Source organism: Cupriavidus neocaledonicus (genome assembly GCF_000372525.1).
GTDB lineage: Bacteria > Pseudomonadota > Gammaproteobacteria > Burkholderiales > Burkholderiaceae > Cupriavidus > Cupriavidus neocaledonicus.
The window spans coordinates 1-1,560 of record NZ_AQUR01000009.1; the positions used below are offsets into that span (position 1 = coordinate 1).

At 55.6% G+C, this 1,560-nt stretch carries 1 protein-coding gene; it reads left to right on the forward strand.

Translation table 11 applies throughout. The features are described 5' to 3' along the window. The first annotated feature begins 390 nt into the window (after positions 1–390). Positions 391–957, forward strand: a complete 567-nt coding sequence (phaP, locus tag A3AG_RS0100065; protein ID WP_012354794.1) for a TIGR01841 family phasin — start codon at positions 391–393, stop codon at positions 955–957. Positions 958–1,560: the final 603 nt, after the last annotated feature.

Genomic DNA, 1,560 nt, shown 5'->3' on the forward strand with positions numbered 1-1,560 from the left:
CAAGACGATCTGGATCGGCATGCAGCGAACCATGGACGCCGCGCTCACTATTCAAACACTGAGGGAAGAGTCATGACTTCCGTATAAGGAAATGCACTCAAGGAGGGAGGCCGTATTCCAACGGACCATGCCAATAGGGGGATTGTCTAGTGTGTGCTTGTGCGCAGAATCGGGTCTGCCAAAATTGTGGCGCCTGAGTCCTCTTGAGACCGTGCCATTTATCGCCCATCATTCGGAAGGGGTGGATGCCCAAGACCTCGACACGCTGGAGCGCCCTGGTCGAAAGTCTCGTAGACATCTATCCGAGCTATCCTTGTATCGAACTGTACGGACAATTTCTTGTGAAAGCCCTCGTTGGGACAACTGGGGCACATTTCCAGGGGCTTTGTCATGCCTACGTCAGACATAGAAGCGATTGCAGCAGCGCAAAAAGCGGGTGTTGAGATCCTGTACGGGCTTACCAGTAGAACGCTCGAGGGATTTCACAAGGTTGCGGAACTGAACTTACAGACGATGAAATGGACGTTAGCTGAAACCCAGGCGTGCACGCGCAAGGCATTTGAAGCCAAAAACGATGGCGACCTACCGGTGATGGAAGCCAGGATTTTGCTACCGCTGGCCGAAAAGGCTCAAGCATACTGCCGGCAAGGGCTCGAGATAGCCGCGGAGACGCGTGCCGACCTTGCGACGGTGGTCGAAGCCCAATATGAACAGAGCAAGCGCGTAATGCAGGACTATATTGATGCGGTCGAGCGTGTCGCTCCTTCTGGCTCGGGAACTGCCATGGCCGCCTGGAAGTCGGCTCTGACCGCTACAACAAGCTTTCTCGATGCGATGCAGCGAACAGCCAAGCAGGTGGGCAACATCACCGAGAACAACGTGAACCTCGCGGCCTCACTCGCATCGTCCTCTGCCCTGCAGCCGTCTAGTAACGCTGCGCGGGCCGACAAAGGCTAGCACGCTGCGGCGGCGGGAAGTCTTCACGGAGGGTCCCGCCCAAAAAAGTCGGATTGATGGCTGAGCCTATCCAAACGCCTCACCTAGAATCAGCAGTTCAGCGCTTCGATGGTAGCATGTGATAGTCAAGCGCCGCCGACAAGAAGACTGGCGCCTTGGGGATATTCCGATGCCTCGTTGAGCACACTTGATGCGAATATTGCACCCTTCATCCTGCCCTCCTTAGAAACAACCTGCGGTCGCAAAGCGCACGTGGCATCCGTCAGTAGATAATCTGCGTAAGAACTTTGGGCTTGGACAGCCAGATACTAGCTAACGCACCATACTTGGCGAGGCCTTCTAAGTAAGCGCTCAATTGACGACGTCTGGTATTGGAGGCTGAACGTTGGCAGGCTTGCGTCCGCAAAGACTTTGCGGACGCAAGCATGATCCAAGACGAGATTGACCTATTTCCGCTGCAGGCGGTGCGAGTCCGCTCCAATGGGAAGCGAGACTACGAGCCAGCGGCCAAGCGGCGTCTGATTGAGTTCTGTCTTCAATCGGGAGCATCGGTTTCAGGCACGGCTCTCAAGGCGGGCATCAACGCTAACCAGTTGCGCAAAT

Coding starts and splice junctions, on each gene's coding strand:
- phaP (WP_012354794.1), top strand. CDS start 391: ATGCCTACGTCAGACATAGAAGCGATTGCAGCAGCGCAAAAAGCGGGT.